The 17980-nt window shown below is 71.0% G+C and carries 11 protein-coding genes; 6 read left to right on the forward strand and 5 right to left on the reverse strand.

Annotation, left to right across the window (positions count from 1 at the left end; genetic code table 11):
• Window positions 1-45: 45 nt before the first annotated feature.
• Entirely contained in the window at window positions 46-1884 is a 1839-nt protein-coding gene (locus tag G5C51_RS07010; RefSeq protein WP_165233437.1) for a glycoside hydrolase family 76 protein, read from the forward strand.
• Here G5C51_RS07010 and G5C51_RS07015 read toward each other — a convergent pair.
• Together G5C51_RS07015 and G5C51_RS07020 are read right to left on the reverse strand one after the other, a co-directional pair.
• Window positions 1864-2622: a potassium channel family protein gene (locus tag G5C51_RS07015; protein WP_165233440.1), complete on the reverse strand. Its 759-nt coding sequence runs from the start codon at window positions 2620-2622 to the stop codon at window positions 1864-1866. The genes G5C51_RS07010 and G5C51_RS07015 overlap by 21 nt on opposite strands.
• A gap of 115 nt (window positions 2623-2737) precedes the next feature.
• Window positions 2738-10360, reverse strand: a complete 7623-nt coding sequence (locus tag G5C51_RS07020; RefSeq protein ID WP_206313536.1) for a SpvB/TcaC N-terminal domain-containing protein — start codon at window positions 10358-10360, stop codon at window positions 2738-2740.
• Window positions 10361-10637: 277 nt separating this feature from the next.
• On the opposite strand from G5C51_RS07020, the gene G5C51_RS07025 reads away from it, so the two are divergent.
• On the forward strand, window positions 10638-11120 hold the full coding sequence (locus G5C51_RS07025) for a nuclear transport factor 2 family protein (RefSeq protein WP_165233446.1): 483 nt from the start codon (window positions 10638-10640) through the stop codon (window positions 11118-11120).
• 29 nt (window positions 11121-11149) lie between these two features.
• Here the strand turns inward: G5C51_RS07025 and G5C51_RS07030 are convergent, their stop codons facing one another.
• Genes G5C51_RS07030 through dhaK form a run of 3 tightly spaced genes read right to left on the reverse strand, consistent with a single transcriptional unit; the run spans window position 11150 to window position 13179 of the window.
• The gene (locus tag G5C51_RS07030) at window positions 11150-11557 is read right to left on the reverse strand and encodes a PTS-dependent dihydroxyacetone kinase phosphotransferase subunit DhaM (RefSeq protein WP_165233449.1); all 408 of its coding nucleotides are present in this window, start codon (window positions 11555-11557) and stop codon (window positions 11150-11152) included.
• On the reverse strand, window positions 11550-12152 hold the full coding sequence (gene dhaL / locus G5C51_RS07035) for a dihydroxyacetone kinase subunit DhaL (protein WP_165233491.1): 603 nt from the start codon (window positions 12150-12152) through the stop codon (window positions 11550-11552). The genes G5C51_RS07030 and dhaL overlap by 8 nt, the downstream gene beginning before the upstream one ends.
• A 34-nt stretch (window positions 12153-12186) precedes the next feature.
• Window positions 12187-13179: a dihydroxyacetone kinase subunit DhaK gene (dhaK, locus tag G5C51_RS07040; RefSeq protein WP_165233452.1), complete on the reverse strand. Its 993-nt coding sequence runs from the start codon at window positions 13177-13179 to the stop codon at window positions 12187-12189.
• Between the two features lie 125 nt (window positions 13180-13304).
• Here dhaK and G5C51_RS07045 point away from each other — a divergent pair, with 125 nt between their 5' ends.
• The 4 genes from G5C51_RS07045 to G5C51_RS07060 form a co-directional block, all read left to right on the forward strand.
• Complete coding sequence (locus G5C51_RS07045; protein WP_165233455.1) at window positions 13305-14783, forward strand: glutamate synthase subunit beta; 1479 nt, start codon at window positions 13305-13307, stop codon at window positions 14781-14783.
• Window positions 14784-14868: 85 nt separating this feature from the next.
• Entirely contained in the window at window positions 14869-16047 is a 1179-nt protein-coding gene (locus G5C51_RS07050) for an acyl-CoA dehydrogenase family protein (protein ID WP_165233458.1), read from the forward strand.
• A gap of 39 nt (window positions 16048-16086) precedes the next feature.
• On the forward strand, window positions 16087-16965 hold the full coding sequence (locus tag G5C51_RS07055) for an oxygenase MpaB family protein (protein ID WP_165233461.1): 879 nt from the start codon (window positions 16087-16089) through the stop codon (window positions 16963-16965).
• Between the two features lie 40 nt (window positions 16966-17005).
• A partial coding sequence (locus G5C51_RS07060) for a serine/threonine-protein kinase (protein ID WP_165233464.1) occupies window positions 17006-17980 on the forward strand: 975 nt, incomplete at its 3' end.

Genomic DNA, 17980 nt, shown 5'->3' on the forward strand with positions numbered 1-17980 from the left:
ATGCTCTGCAACGTTGGAAGGCATCAAGGCCCGAAGGGATCCGCGATGATCGCCCGCTCCCTGCGTCTCCTGCTCGCCGCCGCACTCCTGGCCACCGGCCTGGTCCCGCTGACCGCGGCACCCGCCGCCGCTGCCGACCCGGTGTGCGCGCTGCACTGCGACACCCTCGACCCGTCGCAGGCGCAGCAGGACACCTTCCCGGTGCCGGAGAAGAACCTCAACGGCCGGGTGATCAGGCTGCACGTATCCCAGCCGGACACCATGGCCTGGGCCTCCATCGACGACGCCACCAGCGGCAACGCGGTCTGGCTCGACCGCAGCTGGGACGCCGGGGCGACGTGGGAGCCGGTGCTGGGCAAGGCCACCGTCCCGGATTCCCGGACCGGCACCCGCACCCTCATGTACAACATCACCGACCCGCGCACCCACCGCCGCGGCTGGATCCGCGCCTGCGGCGACGCGGCCGGGGTGGGCTGCACCGCCTGGTTCCGCCCCGGGGTGTGCGACGAGCTGTGCGACGGCGCCGATCCGGCGGACGCGGCCGGCGACGACCAACCGGTCCCCGCCACCACGCTCTTCGGCCGCACGATCCGCCTCCACGCCGACCACGCGAACGCCATGGCATGGGCCTCGATCGAGGACGGCGGACAGGGCGACGAGGTCTGGCTCGACCGCTCCTGGAACAAGGGCTCCTCCTGGCCCGACGGTTCGTCGCTCGGCCGTACGTCCGTCGCGGCCGGCGCCACCGCGGCCCGTTCGACCATGCACGCCACCCGTGACCCCGCCGGACTGCTCTACGGCGGCGCGGTGCGCGCCTGCGGCAAGGAGGCGAGCCACCAGGAGGGCAGCTGCACGGCGTGGGTGCGACCGGTGCCGACCCGGGCGCGGGCCGCGGCGGACGCGCTGATGTGGTCGTACGACCCCCGCGACGCCTGGTGGCCGCGCAGCTGGTGGAACAGCGCGGCGACGCTGACCGCGCTGACCGAGTTCGCACGGCGCACCGGCACCCAGGACTATGACTGGGCCATCGCCCGCACCTTCGAGGTCAACCGCGGCACCTTCGCGCCCGGCGAGCGCAGCACGGACGCGGTCGAGGGCCACTTCCGCAGCCGCGCCATCGACGACACCGCCTGGTGGGGCCTGACCTGGCTGGCGGCGTACGACCACACCGGCGAACGCCGCTACCTGGACGAGGCGGTGACGATCGCCGAGTACGTGCACGGGTACTGGGATCCGGGCAGCTGTGGCGGCGGGGTCTGGTGGGACCGCGAGCGGACCTACAAGAACGCCGTCACCAGCGGGCTCTACCTGCGGCTCACCGCCGAGCTGCACCGGCGGCTCGACGGCGACGCGGTGTGGGGCGAGCGGGCGCGGACGGCGGGGGAGTGGTTCCTGTCCAGCGGCATGATCAATGCGGCCGGGCTGGTCAATGACGGGCTGACGGGCGACTGCCGCAACAATGGGCAGACCGTCTGGAGCTACAACCAGGGCCTCGCCATCGGCGGCCTGCTGGAGCTGTGGCGCGGCACCGGCGAGACCCGCATGCTCGACGCCGCGAAGCGGCTCGCGGACGCTGCGCTGGCCCGTCCGGAGCTGACCCGCGACGGCGTCCTCACGGAATCCTGCGATACGGGGACCCGCACCTGCGACGACAACCAGAAGCAGTTCAAGGGCGTCTTCATGCGCTACTTCGCCGACCTCGCCGCGGCCACCGGCTCCACCACGTATCGCGACTACGCCGACCGCCAGGCCGACTCCCTCTGGACCACCGACCGCGACCACCTGAACGACCTCGGCCAGCGCTGGGCGGGCACCGCGCCCAACCAGCAGGACTGGCGCACCCAGGCCAGCGCGCTGGAGGCGCTAACCGCCGCTGCGCGGTGAGTCCTGCGCCCGCAGCGCGGCGACCTCCGCGCGCAGGGCGGCGATCTCGGTGGTGAGCTGCTTGAGGGTCTCCGTCTGCTCCACCTCGTACGTGTTGTCCTCCTCGAACCTGGCGATGAACCAGGCCGCGATGTTCGCGGTCACCAGACCGAGGAGGGCGATGCCGGAGATCATCAGCGAGACGGCGAGGAGGCGCCCGAGGCCGGTGGTCGGGGCCAGATCCCCGTAGCCGACCGTGGTCATCGTGGTGAACGCCCACCACATCGCGTCGCCCAGGGTGCGGATCGAGGCGCCCTCCGCGTTCCGCTCCACCTCCAGCACCGCGAGCGAGCCGAACACGAGGAGCGCCACCACGGCGCCGCCGACGTACGTGGTCACCCGCACCTGCGCGGTGGCGCGCACCCGGCGGCCGGTGAGGATCAGCGCGGCGACCAGGCGCAGCAGCCGCAGCGGCTGGATGAGCGGGAGCAGCACCACGATCAGATCGAGCAGATGGCTGCGGATGAACTGCAGCCGCTCCTCGGCGAGAAAGACGCGGATCGCGTAATCGGCGGCGAAAGTGGCCCATACCGCCCACTCGATGGCATGGCAGGCCGACCGCAGCGACGCGTCGGCGCCCGGATCGACGATCGGGACCGCGTACGCCACGGCGAAGACGAGGGCAAGCGCGAGCAGCAGGCGCTGGGTGCGCTGCTCCCAGCGGACAAGGCGGGTGGGTATCGCGGGCGGCTGGTCCATGGCGCACATGCTACGAAGCGTGTGGTCCGAGGTGCGCCCTTAGGTGAGGGCGAACGGTGTCACCTGAGGGCATCGACCAGGTCGGCGTCCGCCAGGTTGGCGCAACTGATACCAGCTAGTCCCTTTTGATGTTAAGGAAGTAGCCATTGCCGGATTCCGGGTACTGGGCGATCCAGGCGGTCACCTGCCTCTTTCCCTGGAGCCAGTCGAGAACACCGATCTTGGCGACGCCGCTCAGGTCATCGGTCGCCCATCGGTCGGACCCATTCCAGTAGAGCTCCCCGACCTTCTCCAGGCTGCCGGGCTCCACGCCCTGATCGCCCGCTTCGATCGGGTTCGAGATAACTCGGAAAAGCGGCGATCCTCCGAATTCCTTCGGCTCGAACATGAAGGCCTGACCGTCGATCCGATTGCCGATCATCACCATCCCGGAGTTGTTGAATCTAGCGTTGGACTCCCACGCCGGGAGATAGGCATCGCCCAGTGCTTCGCCGGCCGCATCGAGTTCCTGCGCGGCCGCGATCGGCGCGTACAGGGACGCCGCCGCTCCGGCGATCGTTCCGACCGTGCCGACAACCTTGAGCGTGCTGGCGAGGGACCGACTCGGCATGGGAGGTGGTTCGAACGCGGCACCGGCCTGCTTGATCACCTGGCCGCGACCGAGGCTGGTGCTATGGCGCGTGGCAAAGAGCGCCGGATCCTCCGCCGCGTGGCTCTTGTTGAGGATGTGGCCCAGCCGCTGGCCGGGTTTCTGCCTGAAGTTCTGTTTCTCGACCTGACGGGCAACACGGTTAAGGACCTTCTCTTCCTGACTCCGCAGCGCTTCCAATTGCGCGCTGAGACGGGTTCCGCTGCCGGAGGCCTTCACGTTGAGATTGGCCTTGGTCTCCCACGTTGTGCCTTTCGCATTCAGGTCTTGCATGAGTTCCCACCAGGGGTGTCGCGGCTGAAGGCGACTCTGAAGGTCCACGGCGGAACCGATGTAGTGGAAGTCCACGTCATCCACGGGCAATATGAAGTGGTAGACGTACCCGACCGGCTGCGGTGCGCGCCCAGTCGGGTCGTGGGCGATCACGGGATTGCAACGGCAGTAGAGGTAGAGGGCTAGATCGACGGAAAGCTCCGCCGGGTCACAGCTCACCCAACGGCTGAGCCACGGCGCGTAGTAACGGGCACCGTGATAAGTGAACCCGGTTTCCTCGTCGCGTTCCTTGTCGCTGTACCGATAGCGTTTCGGGGCCTCGGTCCGGCCGCTCGACGCCTGGTATGTCGTGCTGCCGTAGGGGCTGTGCTCCTCGTACGAGATGATCTGGGCGGCCGCGTCCAGTTCGAGGTGGCTTGACCCCAGGTGGTTGCCTATCTGGTACCGGAGCAGCTGGCGGGGGCTGGTGTCCTTGCCCGCCAGGTCGACGGTGCGGGTTTCCACCAGGGCGATGCGGCGCTCGTCGTCGGAGAGGTGCAGGGTCTCGCGTTCGAAGCGCAGCGTCCCCTGGCCGTCCCGGCTGCGGAAGACCTCGAACTCACCGGCGTAGATGCGCTCCTCGATCAGTCCGGGCGCCTTCTCCCACACCTTCCGCACGCGCCGGCCGGCCGAATCGTACGTGTAGTACGCCGTGCCGCCGCCCAGGTCGGCCTGGTGCAGTTGGTCGCTGTGGTCCCAGTGCAGGTTCGCGGACGGGTCGGAGCCGCCCAGGTGGGGGATGCGGGTGAGGTTGCCGTGGGCGTCGTGGCGGTACCGCTCGACCGGCGGGTTCGTTCCGTTCAGCGTCGTCGTGTCCAGGCGGTTGGTGCCCGCTTGGCAGGCGTAGGTGCGCTGCCAGCCGGCGTTCGCCGGATCGGAGCCGGAGTGGTGCAGCAGGGAGATGTTGCCGACGGCGTCGTAGGTGTAGCTCTCCGCGTACGTGCCCATCGCCGGGCCGTCGTTGGGATGCAGGGCGCCGAATCTGGCGGAGTCGTCGCTGGTGTACGGCGTCGGGGCGCCCGCCTGTCCCAGGTGCTCCCGGCCGGTTGCCCCGATCAGGCGGTAGACGGCGTCGTAGGTGTACCGGGAGCTGGGTTCGACGCGCTTGTTGCGGAAGAACACGGCCTGCTGGGCGGTGTCGACGATGTGGGTGATGTTGCCTGTCGGGTCGTACGTGTACTGCAGGTCCTGTATCCGGCAACCGGGCCAGCCGGCTACCGGCGGCGCCGGGCAGTCGTTGGGGAACGCGGCCGGGTCGCGGCGGGTGGTGAGCTTCGTCAGGCGGAAGGTGCGGCGGTCGTAGGTGTAGGTGGTGGTGACGCCTTCGCGGCCGGCGGTGGCGCCGCTTCCGTAGGCGATCCGGGTGCGCCGGCCCTTGGCGTCGTAGTCGATGTCCGTGACGAAGGGCGACCAGACGGGGTCACCGGACCCGTCGCGCAGGCCCTGGAGGTTGGCGTCGAGCCGGTCGAGCAGATTCGCCTCGTTGTAGCCGGGCCGGATGACGCTCGCATCGGGCGCCTCGATCGTCACGGCGCGGTTGAGGGCGTCATACGTGGTGGCGCCGGCGAAGGTCTCGGCCTCGACGAGTGTGGCGAGCGCGGCCGACAGCCGCGCCGGGTCGAATACCGTGCCGGCGGGCGGAATCGCGGCGTCGACCGCCTCCCATCCCACGGCCTCGCGGTAGCCGGTCGCGACCCGGCGCACCGAGGTCATCGCGTTGCCCTTGAAGTCGTACTGCTCGGTGGCGATCACGCCGGCCTGATCACACTGGAGGCAGACCCTTCCGCGCAGGTTGCCGGTAGTACGCCCAGGGTGCTGCTCACCGTAGACGAGGAGGTCGGTCAGCGTCTCCACCGCCGGGTCGCCGGGGTCCAGGCCCGCGGTGAAGGACCGGACGGGACGCCGCAGCGCGTCGTATTCGGTGCGGAAGCCGTGGCCGCGGCCGTTCCAGGCACGGATCGGTTTGCCGGTGGCGTCGTTCAGTGTCCAGCGCTGTCCGGCGTCGACGCTGTTCTGGTGGATCTGATTGCCGAGCAGGTCCTGGTCGTAGGTCATGATCGTGCGGTCGAGCGGGTCGCGTACCGACCGCTGGTTGCCCTCGATGTCGAGCACGATGCAGGTGGGGTACGCCTCGTCGACCCTGGCTCCGGCGCGGATGAAGCGATTGCGCGCGACGGTGAGGAACGGGCGTCCCAGCGGGTCCAGGTGGACGGTGGTCGGCGTGTTGGCGTGGACGACGGCCGCGGTCGCGGCCTCCTGTTCAGTGACGCCGAGCGCAGTGCCCAGCCGCTCTGCGCGCCACGTCTGCCAGGTGGGCGGCCGGCCGGAGAAGTACGCCGCCACGTACCCGCCGATATCCGGGTCGGTTCGCGGGTCGCCGGTCTCGTCACCGTCTGCAGCGACTGTGTCGTTGACGTCGAACGCCACCTGCTGCCAGGCGTCGAAGACGGCCTTCTCGTAGGTGTGGTTGGGGTGCAGCGTGGCGACGACGCGGTCGAGCGGGTCGTAGAAGACAACGGGGCTGACGCCCACCCGCACCCCGAACTCGAACCGGTGCGTGTCGCTGAAGAAGGGCTCGTACTTCCGCACGGGCTTGCCCTTGTTGTTGAAGACGGTCCAACCGGTGCCGACCCACCGGGGTGACACATCGGCAGTCGTCATGACGGGCAGGCCCTCGGCGTCCAGAATTATCTCGCCGGCGGCGTCACGACGTGGCACGGGGCCGGACTCGGCCCGGCCCTTCAGCTGGATCTGCCGGCCGAATCCGTCGGAGTAGGCGAACGACTGCTGCACGGGCGGCTGCCGGCCGCCGGGGTCGCTGTGGTGGGTCTCGCGTGCCATGGTGCAGGCCACCGCGGGCCGGGTTCCGGTGCGCTCGAAAGCGGTGAGGTCGTAGAGGAGCCGGGTGCTCGCGCCGCCCAGGACGGCGAGCGGATCGGCGAGGGGATCGTCGAGGTGGCCGAGCACCGTCGCCTCGGGCAGGTCGGCCACGAAACCCACGAGCGTGTCGCCGCGGGTCTCCTCGGGCTTGCCGAGCACCGCGGTGCCGACGACCATCCCGAGGGTGTCGAAGGCGACTTGGGCGCGATTGCGGTCGGGGTCCATCACCGCCGCCGGCTGGAGCACCCGGTAGTCGTTACCCGGCTTGGTGGTGTCGATGTCGCCGGTGGGCGCGCGTTCGCCGACCGTGATCCGGTTGCCGAGAGGGTCGCGGGTCTCCCGCGTCAGCAGGTCGTGATCGTCGAAGGTGATGGTCGTGGTGCGGCCGAACGGGTCGCGGAACCGCTGGTCGAGGAAGAAGTGCTGCCGGGCGTGGGCGAGTTCCTGTGCGGCGCTGTCGCCGGTGGCGGGGGAGTGGAAGACGCGGCCGCTCGGGATCCACCAGCGGCCGTCGCCGTCCAGGTCGACGTATCCGCCGTCCTGGCCGAGCGTCGTCTCCGGGTCGGGGACGAGTTTCTCGGCCGGCCGCCCGGGGCGCGGCCGTTCGTAGACCGTCTCGATCAGGTCGGCGGTGTACGCCAGCCGGTAGGCCTCGCCGGGCAGCGCCCGCGGCTCGAGCGCGCCGAGGCCGAGCAGCCCAGTGAGGTCGTCGGCCCGGTAGTGCGTGCGGACCTGCTCGATGAGGCGACGCTGCCGGCCGGTGCCGGGCGGCTCGGTGTAGCCGCGGTCGCTGTCGAAACGGTGCCGCAACCGCCCGGGGTGGCCGGGGTCGGGGACGACGACGAAGTCCGGCGGCCGGAACCTCGGGCCCGACGGCGGGTAACCGGTCAGCTCGTAGGTGCGGATCTCGGCCGGCAGCGGTGTGCGGTGATCGTCACCCGTCACCGGGTTGGTGAAAGCGTTCTCGGTGTAGGTGACGAGCGTGGTGGTCTGCCGGTCGCGGTCGTCCTTGCGCGCCAGCGGCGACGTGGTGCGCCCGTACGCGACGCTCGCCTCTTTGAGGACATTGCCGAACGGGTCGACCTCAAGGGTGAGGGTGTGCGAGACCCGCGGATCTGCGGTGTTCCGCTCGTAGTGGTGGGCAAGGGTCTCGCACATGTGGGTCAGGAAGACCGCGTGTTGGTTACGGTGCCGGGGCTGCAGCATCCGCACGGTGTAGGCCTGCTCGGTGACGAGGTACGGCGTGCCGGCCCGGCTCGTGCCGTCGTCGGCGTATACCTCCTGACGCAGCATCGACCCCTTGAGCGCGCGAAACGCCTCCCGCCGCTCCTGGTCGGTGAGTCCTGCCGGCAGGTCCGGAACGGCCAGGTCGCCGGCGAACAAGGGCGGCAGCGGGTCGGGGGCGCCGACGTGGAACCACGTCTTCGTATGCACCGGGGGGACGTGGCTCGCCGCGTCGGCGTTGTCCCCGGCCGGCAGCGCGCCGTCGGTGCTGAACGACGCGAAGCTCTCGGTGTTCCACGACTCCACCATGGCGAAGCCGCGCGGCTCGCGTTCGACCCCGTCGAAGTAGGGGTGGTGGTAGGCGTACTGGGTGACGAACCGGTTCCGGCTGATGTGGTCATAGGTCTCGACCCGGTCGATCACGTGAACGGGGAACGGGAGCCGGGTAATCCACGGGTTCCCGTCGTGCTTGTCCTGGAGGTAGAAGCGCGTCGAGGGCGCGTAGGACACGCGCGTCTCGGCACCGAAGTTGTTGGCCGTGCGAATCAGCAGGTGCGGCTTGGTGCCGCCCATCAGGTCGAGGTAGCGCAGCTGCCGGCCGCTGTCGTGCGGCCGCGGTGACGACCACACGAGACAGGCGGTGCCGTTCCCGAGCAGATCGGTGACGGCGACACTGGTGAGGTTGTCGACGTCCGGGAACTGGCCGAGCGGGCGGGCGCCGCTCCACGAGTTGCCCGCTTGGTTGACGTAGAGCCTTACGCCGTCGCGGCCGAGATAGAACAGGTCCACGTGGCCGGACCCGTCGACGTCGCCGCTGCGTATCCGCTGCGGGTCGAACTGGTCAGGCGTGTCGAACACCGGCGGGTTGTCCATCGCGACCTTGGCTCCGAAGCGGCCGTAACCGAGGTTCGGCCAATAGCAGATCTCGCCGCTGCGCACCCGGACAAGATCGGTCAGGCCGTCGCCGCTCATGTCGGCGAGGAGGATCTGCTGCCGGCTGTCGGAGTGCACCAGGCGCGGACCGCGCTCCTCGTCGGACGGCTGCGGCACCCGTACGGCCTCGCCGAATCCGTCCTCGCCCAGCGAACGATGCCAGGTCGAGTCGTCGTCGCCCAGGCGGAACAGGTCGGCGTGACCGTCGCCGTCGAGGTCGATGAAGCTCAGGTCCGGATCGTCCCAGTCGAGATTCGGCAACGACCGGAACGGCCGGAACGGCGCCCAGTCGCGATCGGCCGTGCGTTCGTGGAATCCGGGCAGCGGGGGAGCGAACTGGACCAAATCCATCGAACCGTCACCGGCCAGGTCGAGGAACTGCCGGCGGTCGGCACCCAGGTCGGCCGTCGACGGGCGCCGCGCCACGACCTGCACCGGTCCGAGCCGGGCGTCGCCGTCGTTGGCCCAGTAGTACCAGGCGCCGGCCTGCCGACTGATGACGCCCGGCATGGCCTCGCTGTCCAGATCGACCCAGCTGTACGTGGTGCCGTCGACGCCCACCGGCAGGTTCTCCAGCGTGCCGGCATCCACCTCGTGGACGCTGTCGTCGATCGTTGCCTCGCTGTAGCTGAACTCCAGCACGGGCAGGGACCGTTTCAGGTAGCCGCCACCGGCACGCCGGTACCCGCTCTGCGTGACGGAGGTGACGAACGACGCGACCGCGGTCTCCCGGTACGTCAGGTCCGTCGACCGGACGAGGCAGCCGAGCCCGACGCCGGGCTCGTCCTCGAAGTGATGGAACATCAGGATGCGTCGGCAGAGGCGGTAGGTGCGGACCTCGAACCCCGGCCGGTAGGACGAGAACGGGTCCAGTCGGCTCGGCCGGTGGCTGCCCGGAGCCGGCAGCGGAGCGGGCACGTCCTGGTCGTGGTCGCCGTAGTCGAATACCACCTCGAAGCACCAGTCCGCGGCGTCGAACTCGGCGTCGCTCACGAACCGTGGCCGCCGCCCGGCGCCGACGCCGGAGGTGGTCAGCAGCGGCACCCGGTTGCCGTAGCGGATGTTTCTGAGATAGCCGTTGGTGCCCCGTATCGCCTCGGTGCGGTTATGTTCGTGGGCGGCACCCACGTCGACACCGGACCCGTCCTCCGGCGTGTAGCCGAAGACGATGGCGTTGCCCTTGTCGTCGCGCGACTCGCTGATGCGCCAGCTGAAGATGCGGCGCGGGTCGTCCGGGTCGGTGACGCGCGAGGTGGCGTCCCGGCCGTACACGGTCAGCACGTTGTCACGGGACAGCGATCGCCAATGTACGTCCTCGGGGTGCGGGATGCTGGTCCACCGCTCGATCCGGGCGAACAGGCCCTCGGTCCGCGGCCGGTAGGCATGGATGCGGTATCCGGGCGCGGTGTCGGTGTCCTCGACGCGGTCGCCGTCGGCGTCGAGAAGCGGCACCAGGTCCTCGGCCCCGGAGAGCAGGAACACATCGGACTCGTCGTCGTGATAGCGCGGCATACCGAGGTCGGCCCTGCGGGTGATGGCGGACGTCGACAGCGCCCAGCCGTATCCGAAGGGGCCGTTGCCGGCGCCGGAGTCGTACGACAGGGCGAGTTGGGGACCGAAGCCGGACCGCCCCGGGCTGGTGACGACAGGGACGGACAACGTCCCCGTGCCGTTGACGGGGTTGGCGGCGAACTTTTCCCCGATGCCGCGCACCGCACCGCCGCCCTTGGGCAGCGTCACCGCCGGCGGAACCGAGGGACTGGCCCGGCCACCGACACCGTCATCACCGGAGCCGGCACCCCGCACGCCGGTATCTCCCCGCAGCGACGTGCCTTGCTGTAAGTCAGCCATCACCGGGCCCCCCAAGGTAGGAACAGTATGGCGGCGGCTCGGTGAATTTGCCCTGATCGCGTCGCTCTTGCCCCAAGACGGCGGTCCTGGGCGTGATGGGCGTGGCGCCTGCGGAGCGAGTAGCGTCTTTTCCGCAGGCGCACCGCAATTGCGAGGGAGGGCGGACATGTCCCGTACGAGCCGATCCGCAATAGTCGCAGCCGGCCTGGGCGGCCTGGCGCTGCCGGCGCTGTATGCCGCCGGGGTACGGGCGATGCTGCAGCACAGCGCCCGGCGGCTGCGCGAGGGCGACATCGAGCCGACGCTGCGGGCGTATCACGAGGACGTGGTGATGCGCTTCCCGGGCGAGAGCTCATGGAGCGGCGAGTTCCACGGCAAGGACGCCGTCGAGGAGTGGCTGCTGCGGTTCCGGGCCGCCGGCATCCAGATCGTCTTCGACGACATCCTCGTCTCCGGGCCGCCGTGGCACACCAAGGTGTGCATGCGCTTCACGGACTACGCGACGGACGAGCACGGCGAGACCGTGTACGTGAACGAGGGCACGATCGTCGCGCATGTGCGGTGGGGGAAGGTCTACGAGTACGAGACCTTCGAGGACACCGAGAAGTCGGCGGCCTTCGACACGTATCTGGCGGCGCGGGGGATCTGAGTCTGGCGGCGCGGGGGATCTGAGCGGGCTCAGACCTTCCGGTAGTCGTACGCCTCCGACGCCGCCGCCTCGACCGCCGCCAGATCCGCGCCCGTCGAGGCGGTGACCACCGCTGCCACCGCGCCCTCCACCAGCGGCGCGTCCACCAGCCGCGCGCCCTCCGGCAGCTCGTCGTCCTCCGCGAGCGCCTTTACGGTGAGCACGGCGCTGCCCAGGTCGACGAGGAGCACCACGCCGGCACCCTCGTCCGCCTCCCGCGCGGCCGCGGCGATCAGGTCCGCGTCGGTGCCGAAGCCGCCGTCCGGGGTGCCGCCGGCGGCCTTGAGCGGGACCGCGTCCGCCCCGCCGGCGAGCGCCGCGGCCAGCGCCGCGACCGACTCGGCGACCGCGGCGCTGTGCGAGACGAGGACGACGCCGACATGCTTGCCGTCAGACATCCGCGGCCACCTCCGCGAGCGCCGTGATCAGGAGCGCCGAGGAGGCCGCGCCGGGGTCCTCGTGGCCGATGCTGCGCTCGCCCAGGTAGCTGGCGCGGCCCTTGCGGGCCTGCAGCGGGATGGTGTCCTTCGCGCCCTTCTCCGCGGCGGCGCGGGCGGCCGGATAGCCGTCCGCGAGCGCGGCGAGGGCGGGCACCAGGGTGTCCAGCATCGTCTTGTCGCCGGGCTGCGCGCCGCCGAGCTTGACCACCGCGTCCACGCCGGCCTGCAGCGCCTCGCGCAGCTGCGCGTCGTCGGCCTCGGCCGCGTCGCCGAGCGCCTTGCCGGTGGCGCGCAGCAGCGATCCGTACAACGGGCCCGAGGCGCCGCCGACCTTGGAGATCAGCTGCCGGCCCGCGAGCACCAGCACGGCGCCGGGCGTGGCCGGGAGCTCCGCGCGCAGCGCCTCGGCCACCGCGGTGAAGCCGCGCTGCAGGTTGGCGCCGTGGTCGGCGTCGCCGATCGCGGAGTCCAGGTCGGTCAGGTGCTTGGCCTCGGACTCCACCGCCTCGGCCATGGCCAGCATCCAGCGGCGGATGAATTCGGCGTCGCGCACGTCGCGTTCCTTTCCCATGCCTCTTTCGTACGGCTCACATGCCCCAGCGCAGCGCCGGGGTGCCGACCGGGGCGTCCCACAGCCGCAGCAGCTCCTCGTCGGCCTGGCACAGCGTCACCGAGCAGCCTGCCATGTCGAGGGAGGTGACGTAGTTACCGACCAGGCTGCGGGCCACCGGGACCTTGCGCTCGGCGAGGACGCGGTGCACCTCGGCGTTGAAGCCGTACAGCTCCAGCAGCGGGGTGGCGCCCATGCCGTTGACGAGCAGCAGCACCGGCATCGTGGGCTTCAGGTCCTCCAGTACGGCGTCCACCGCGAAGTCGGCGATCTCGCGGGACGTCATCATCGCCCGCCGCTCGCGGCCCGGTTCGCCGTGGATGCCGATGCCGAGCTCCAGCTCGCCGGCCGGCAGGTCGAAGGTGGGGCTGCCCTTTGCGGGGGTGGAGCAGGCCGAGAGCGCGACGCCGAAGCTGCGCGAGGCCTCGTTCACCTGGCGGGCGACCGCCTCGACGCGCTCCAGCGGCGCGCCCTCCTGGGCGGCGGCGCCCGCGAGCTTCTCGACGAAGAGCGTCGCGCCGGTGCCGCGGCGGCCCGCGGTGTACAGGCTGTCGGTGACCGCGACGTCGTCGTTGACCAGCACCTTCGCGACCTGGACGCCCTCGTCCTCGGCGAGCTCCATCGCCATGTCGAAGTTCATGACGTCGCCGGTGTAGTTCTTCACGATGAACAGCACGCCCTTGCCCGCGTCCACCGCGGCCGCGGCCCGCGCCATCTGGTCGGGCACGGGGGAGGTGAAGACCTCGCCGGGGCAGGCGGCGTCGAGCATGCCGGGGCCGACGAACCCGGCGTGCAGCGGCTCATGTCCCGAGCCGCCGCCGGAGATCAGCCCGACCTTGTCGGTCACCGGCGCGTCCCGGCGCACCACCACCCGGTTCTCCACGTCCACGGTCAGCTCCGGATGGGCTGCGGCGATGCCGCGCAGCGCGTCCGCGACGACGGTTTCCGGCACGTTGATGAGCATCTTCACGGCGGCCTCCGAGAACTACGACGGGCTGTGGCTGGGCACACGGCCAGTATCAGCCACGGGAGGCGATCCCGGCAGCCCGGTCGTATCGTGAAAAGAAGCTGGTGCACGACTGATGGGGGCAGCCCATGGCTGACCCGAAGGGTTTTCTCACCACCCCGGTCCTGCTCTGGGAGCGAAGGCCGGTCGAAGAGCGCGTACGGGACTGGCACGAGGTCTACCGGCCCGGTGCCCTGCTGCCGGTGATCAGCGCGCAGGCCGGACGCTGCATGGACTGCGGTATTCCCTTCTGCCACAGCGGCTGCCCGCTGGGCAATCTGATCCCGGAGTGGAACGACTACGCCTACCGCGGCGACTGGGCGGCCGCGAGCGAGCGGCTGCACGCCACGAACAACTTTCCCGAGTTCACCGGCCGCGTCTGCCCCGCGCCGTGCGAGTCCGCGTGCGTGCTGGCGATCAACTCCGACCCGGTCACCATCAAGAACGTCGAGGTCACCATCGCCGACAAGGCCTGGGCCGAGGGCCACGCCCCGCCCCGGCCGCCCGAGCGCCTGTCCGGCCGTACCGTCGCGGTGATCGGCTCCGGACCCGCGGGACTCGCCGCGGCGCAGCAGCTCACCCGGGCCGGACACACGGTGGTGGTGTACGAGCGCGACGACCGGCTCGGCGGGCTACTGCGGTACGGCATCCCCGAGTTCAAGATGGAGAAGCGGCACATCAACCGGCGGGTGGCGCAGATGACCGCCGAGGGCACCAAGTTCCGTACGGGCCGCGACGTCGGCCGCGATCTCGACGCGACGAAGCTGCGGCGGCGCTTCGACGCGGTGGTCGTCGCCACCGGGGCCACGGCGTGCCGGGAACTCGCCGTGCCGGGGCGGGAGCTGGCCGGGATCCACCAGGCGATGGAGTTCCTGCCGCTCGCCAACCGGGTCCAGGAGGGCGACTTCGGCGCCGACGCCGTCTCGCCCATCGACGCCCGCGGCCGCGACGTCGTCATTGTCGGCGGCGGCGACACCGGCGCCGACTGCCTCGGCACCGTGCTGCGGCAGGGCGCGCGCTCGGTGGTGCAGCTGGACATCAACCCGCGGCCCGGCGACGACCGGGCGCCGCACGAGCCGTGGCCCGTACACCCCAAGGTGCACCGGGTCTCGCCGGCCCACGAGGAGGCGGGGGCGGGCGTCGGCCGCGGTGAGCACGGGCGGGTCTTCGCGACGTCGACGCTGCGCTTCGCCGGCGACCGGCGCGTACGGGCGCTGCACGTGGCGGAGGTGGAGCCGGCGACCCGCACGCCGCTGCCCGGCACGGACGCCGAGCTGCCCGCCGACCTGGTGCTGCTGGCGCTCGGCTTCGACGGGCCCGAACTCGGGCCGCTCGCCGACCAGCTGGGCCTGGAGGCCGACGAGCGCGGCACCTTCCTCCGCGGCGAGGGCTACGAGACCGGCCGGGACGGGGTCTTCGTGGCGGGCGACGCGGGGCGCGGACAGTCCCTGGTGGTGTGGGCGATCGCGGAAGGGCGGTCGTGCGCGGCGGCGGTGGACCGGTACCTCACCGGCGAGACGACACTGCACGCACCCGTCGCGCCCGTGGACCGGCCGCTGGGCGTCTGATCTGACGTGCCGTCATGCGACCCCTTCCACATTTGTGAAACACGTTCTACTCTGCCCCCGAATCGCGACCCGCCTGGAGGGGCCCGTGGACCTCGAATACACGCCTGAACAGCAGCAACTCCGCACCGAACTGCGCAGCTACTTCGCGGAACTCGTGCCCGAAGGCGCGTACGCCCGGCACACCGACCCCAAAGCGGCGAAGAAGTTCTACCGCCGCACCATCCAGCGCCTCGGCTCCGACGGCTGGCTCGGCGTCGGCTGGCCGAAGGAGTACGGCGGGCGCGGGCTCACGCCCATGGAGCAGTTCATCTTCTTCGACGAGGCCGCGCAGGCCGGGGTGCCGCTGCCGCTGATGGCGCTCAACACCGTCGGCCCGACGATCATGCAGTTCGGCACGGACGAGCAGAAGGACTACTTCCTCCCGAAGATCCTCCGCGGCGAGATCGACTTCGCCATCGGCTACAGCGAGCCGGACGCCGGCACGGACCTCGCCTCCCTGAAGACCCGCGCCGTGCGCGAGGGGGACGAGTACGTCGTCAACGGGCAGAAGATCTGGACCACCAACGGCGACACCGCCGACTGGGTCTGGCTCGCCGTCCGCACCGACCCGGACGCGCCCCCGCACAAGGGCATTTCGATGCTCCTGGTGCCGACCACCGACCCCGGCTACTCCTGCACCGTCATCAACACCCTGGCCGGACACGACACCACGGCCAGCTACTACGAGAACATCCGCGTCCCGGTCTCCCGCCGCGTCGGCGAGGAGAACAAGGGCTGGCGGCTGATCACCAACCAGCTCAACCACGAGCGCGTCACCCTCGCCGCGCACGGCACGATGGCCACGCGGGCCCTCGCCGACGTACGCGAATGGGCCGCCGCCACCAAGCTGCCCGACGGCCGCCGCGTCGCCGACCTGGGCTGGGTGCGGGCGCTGATCGCCCGTACGCACACCAGGCTCGAGGCGATGAAGGTGATGAACTGGCAGATGGTCGACGCGCTGCAGCGCGGCACCCTCACCCCGCAGGACGCCTCCGCCGTCAAGGTCTACAGCTCCGAGGCCCGCCGGGACGCGTACGCCTGGATGATGGAGATCACCGGCGCGGCCGCACCGCTGAAGGACGGCTCCGCCGGGCTGATCCTGCACGGCGAGCTGGAGCGCGCCTACCGCTCCGCCGTCATCTTCACCTTCGGCGGCGGCAACAACGAGATCCAGCGCGAAATCATCTCCTGGATCGGCCTGGGAATGCCGCGCGTGCGACGCTGAAGGCCGGCAGAGCGGTCGACCTCCGGGAGGCGGGGCCAGATGGCGGTGCAGGAGCGGGATCCCGGTCTCTTCGGCCCGGCGTCGGTCACCTGGCAGCTGCACTGCGACCCGGTGATGTGGATCGCGGGGGTGCGGGCGCTGTATCTGCAGGCGCTGCACCCGCGCGCGGTCCGCGGGGTGATGGCCAACTCCGACTTCCGGCGGGACGCGTGGGGGCGGCTGATGCGGACGGCGAACTTCGTCGGCACGCTCACGTACGGCACCACGGAGGCCGCCGACCGGGTGGGCGCGCGGATCCGGGGCATCCACCGGCGGCTCACCGCCACCGACCCGGCCACCGGGGAGGTCTTCCGCATCGACGATCCGGACCTGCTGCTGTGGGTGCACTGCGCGGAGATCGACTCGTATCTGCACATCGCCCGCCGCTCCGGGCTGCCGGTCTCCGACGCGCAGGCGGACCGGTACGTGGACGAACAGCGGGTGGCCGCACAGCAGGTGGGTCTCGATCCCCAGGACGTGCCCGCCGACTGCGCGGCGCTGGCGGCGTATTTCGAAAAGGTCCGCCCCGAGCTGGCCGCGACCCCCGACTCCACCGCCGTGGACGACTTCCTGCGCCGGCCGCCGACCCCGCTCCCGCTCGTTCCCGCGCGCAAAGTGCTCTGGTCGCGGGTCTCCGGACTCGCGTACGGCACGCTGCCCCCGTACGCACACGAGCTCTACGGCCGTCCGGCCCCACCCGCGGCCACGGTCACCCGCCGCCTCGTCGCCACCGCGAACATCCTCCGCGCCATCCCGCCCCGGGTGCGCTGGCAGCTGCCGCCCAAGCACATCCTGCGCGCGATGGACCGGCTGGGCCCCGGCTCCCGGCCCTCCCCCTATAAGCTCCGCAGGCACCCGGCCATACTGGACGAGCAGTAGGGCGGGAGTTCGAAGTCGACGGGGTGGGGCAGACAGGCGGATGGCGGACGCGGCGGATACGACGGAGGCGTCGGAGGGGACGGCCACCAGGCCGGTCCAGGGGCGCTACCGGCTGCTGGAGATGATCGGGCGTGGCGGCATGGGCGAGGTCTGGCTGGCGCTGGACGAGTCCCTGGGGCGCCGGGTCGCGGTCAAGTGCCTCAAGCCGGCCTCCGGACCGCGCGGCGACGAGCAGACGTTCACGCAGGTGGTCCGCGAGCGGTTCCGCCGCGAGGCCCGGGTCGCCGCCTCGCTGCAGCACCGCGGGATCACCGTCGTGCACGACTTCGGGGAGGACGGTGGCGTCCTCTTCCTGGTGATGGAGCTGATGCTCGGCGGCAACCTGAGCCAGGTGCTGCAGGGCAACAACGGCGCCCTGCTGGAGGTCGACGACATCGTCGACATCGCCGAGCAGACCGCGGCCGCGCTGGCGTACACCCACGACCAGGGCATAGTGCACCGGGACCTCAAGCCGGAGAACATCCTGCGGGCCCCCGACGGCACCGTGAAGATCTGCGACTTCGGCATCGCGCGGCTGGCCCACGACATCGGCTTCACGTCGAAGGTGGGCGGGGGCACCGGCGGGGTGGCGATGGGCACGCCGCACTACATGTCGCCGGAGCAGATCGCCGGTTCCGGCATCGACCACCGCAGTGACCTGTACTCGCTGGGCTGCGTGCTGTACGAACTCGTCACCGGCGTCCCGCCGTTCGACCTGGAGGACTCCTGGTCGGTGCTGATCGGCCATCGCGATACGGAGCCGGAGCCGCTGCGGCGGCGCAGACCGGAGGTGCCGGACTACCTGGAGCGGGCGGTCCTCGGCCTGATGGCGAAGCAGCCGGACGACCGGCCCGCCGACGCCCTGGAGTTCCGCCGGCTGCTGCTGGCCGGCCGGGAGCGGGCGACCGCGGCGCGGATCGTCGGGCTGGCGGGGGAGGCGACGCAGGGCACCGCGGGCGGGGGTGCGGCACCCGGG

Origin of the sequence: Streptomyces coryli (assembly GCF_011044975.1) — a bacterium.
GTDB lineage: Bacteria > Actinomycetota > Actinomycetes > Streptomycetales > Streptomycetaceae > Streptomyces > Streptomyces coryli.

What these genes read in the sequence shown, in the direction of transcription:
- G5C51_RS07025 (WP_165233446.1), top strand. Translation starts at nt 10,638, where the DNA reads ATGTCCCGTACGAGCCGATCCGCAATAGTCGCAGCCGGCCTGGGCGGC.
- G5C51_RS07055 (WP_165233461.1), top strand. Translation starts at nt 16,087, where the DNA reads ATGGCGGTGCAGGAGCGGGATCCCGGTCTCTTCGGCCCGGCGTCGGTC.
- G5C51_RS07015 (WP_165233440.1), bottom strand. Translation starts at nt 2,622, where the DNA reads ATGGACCAGCCGCCCGCGATACCCACCCGCCTTGTCCGCTGGGAGCAG.
- G5C51_RS07030 (WP_165233449.1), bottom strand. Translation starts at nt 11,557, where the DNA reads ATGTCTGACGGCAAGCATGTCGGCGTCGTCCTCGTCTCGCACAGCGCC.
- G5C51_RS07010 (WP_165233437.1), top strand. Translation starts at nt 46, where the DNA reads ATGATCGCCCGCTCCCTGCGTCTCCTGCTCGCCGCCGCACTCCTGGCC.
- G5C51_RS07045 (WP_165233455.1), top strand. Translation starts at nt 13,305, where the DNA reads ATGGCTGACCCGAAGGGTTTTCTCACCACCCCGGTCCTGCTCTGGGAG.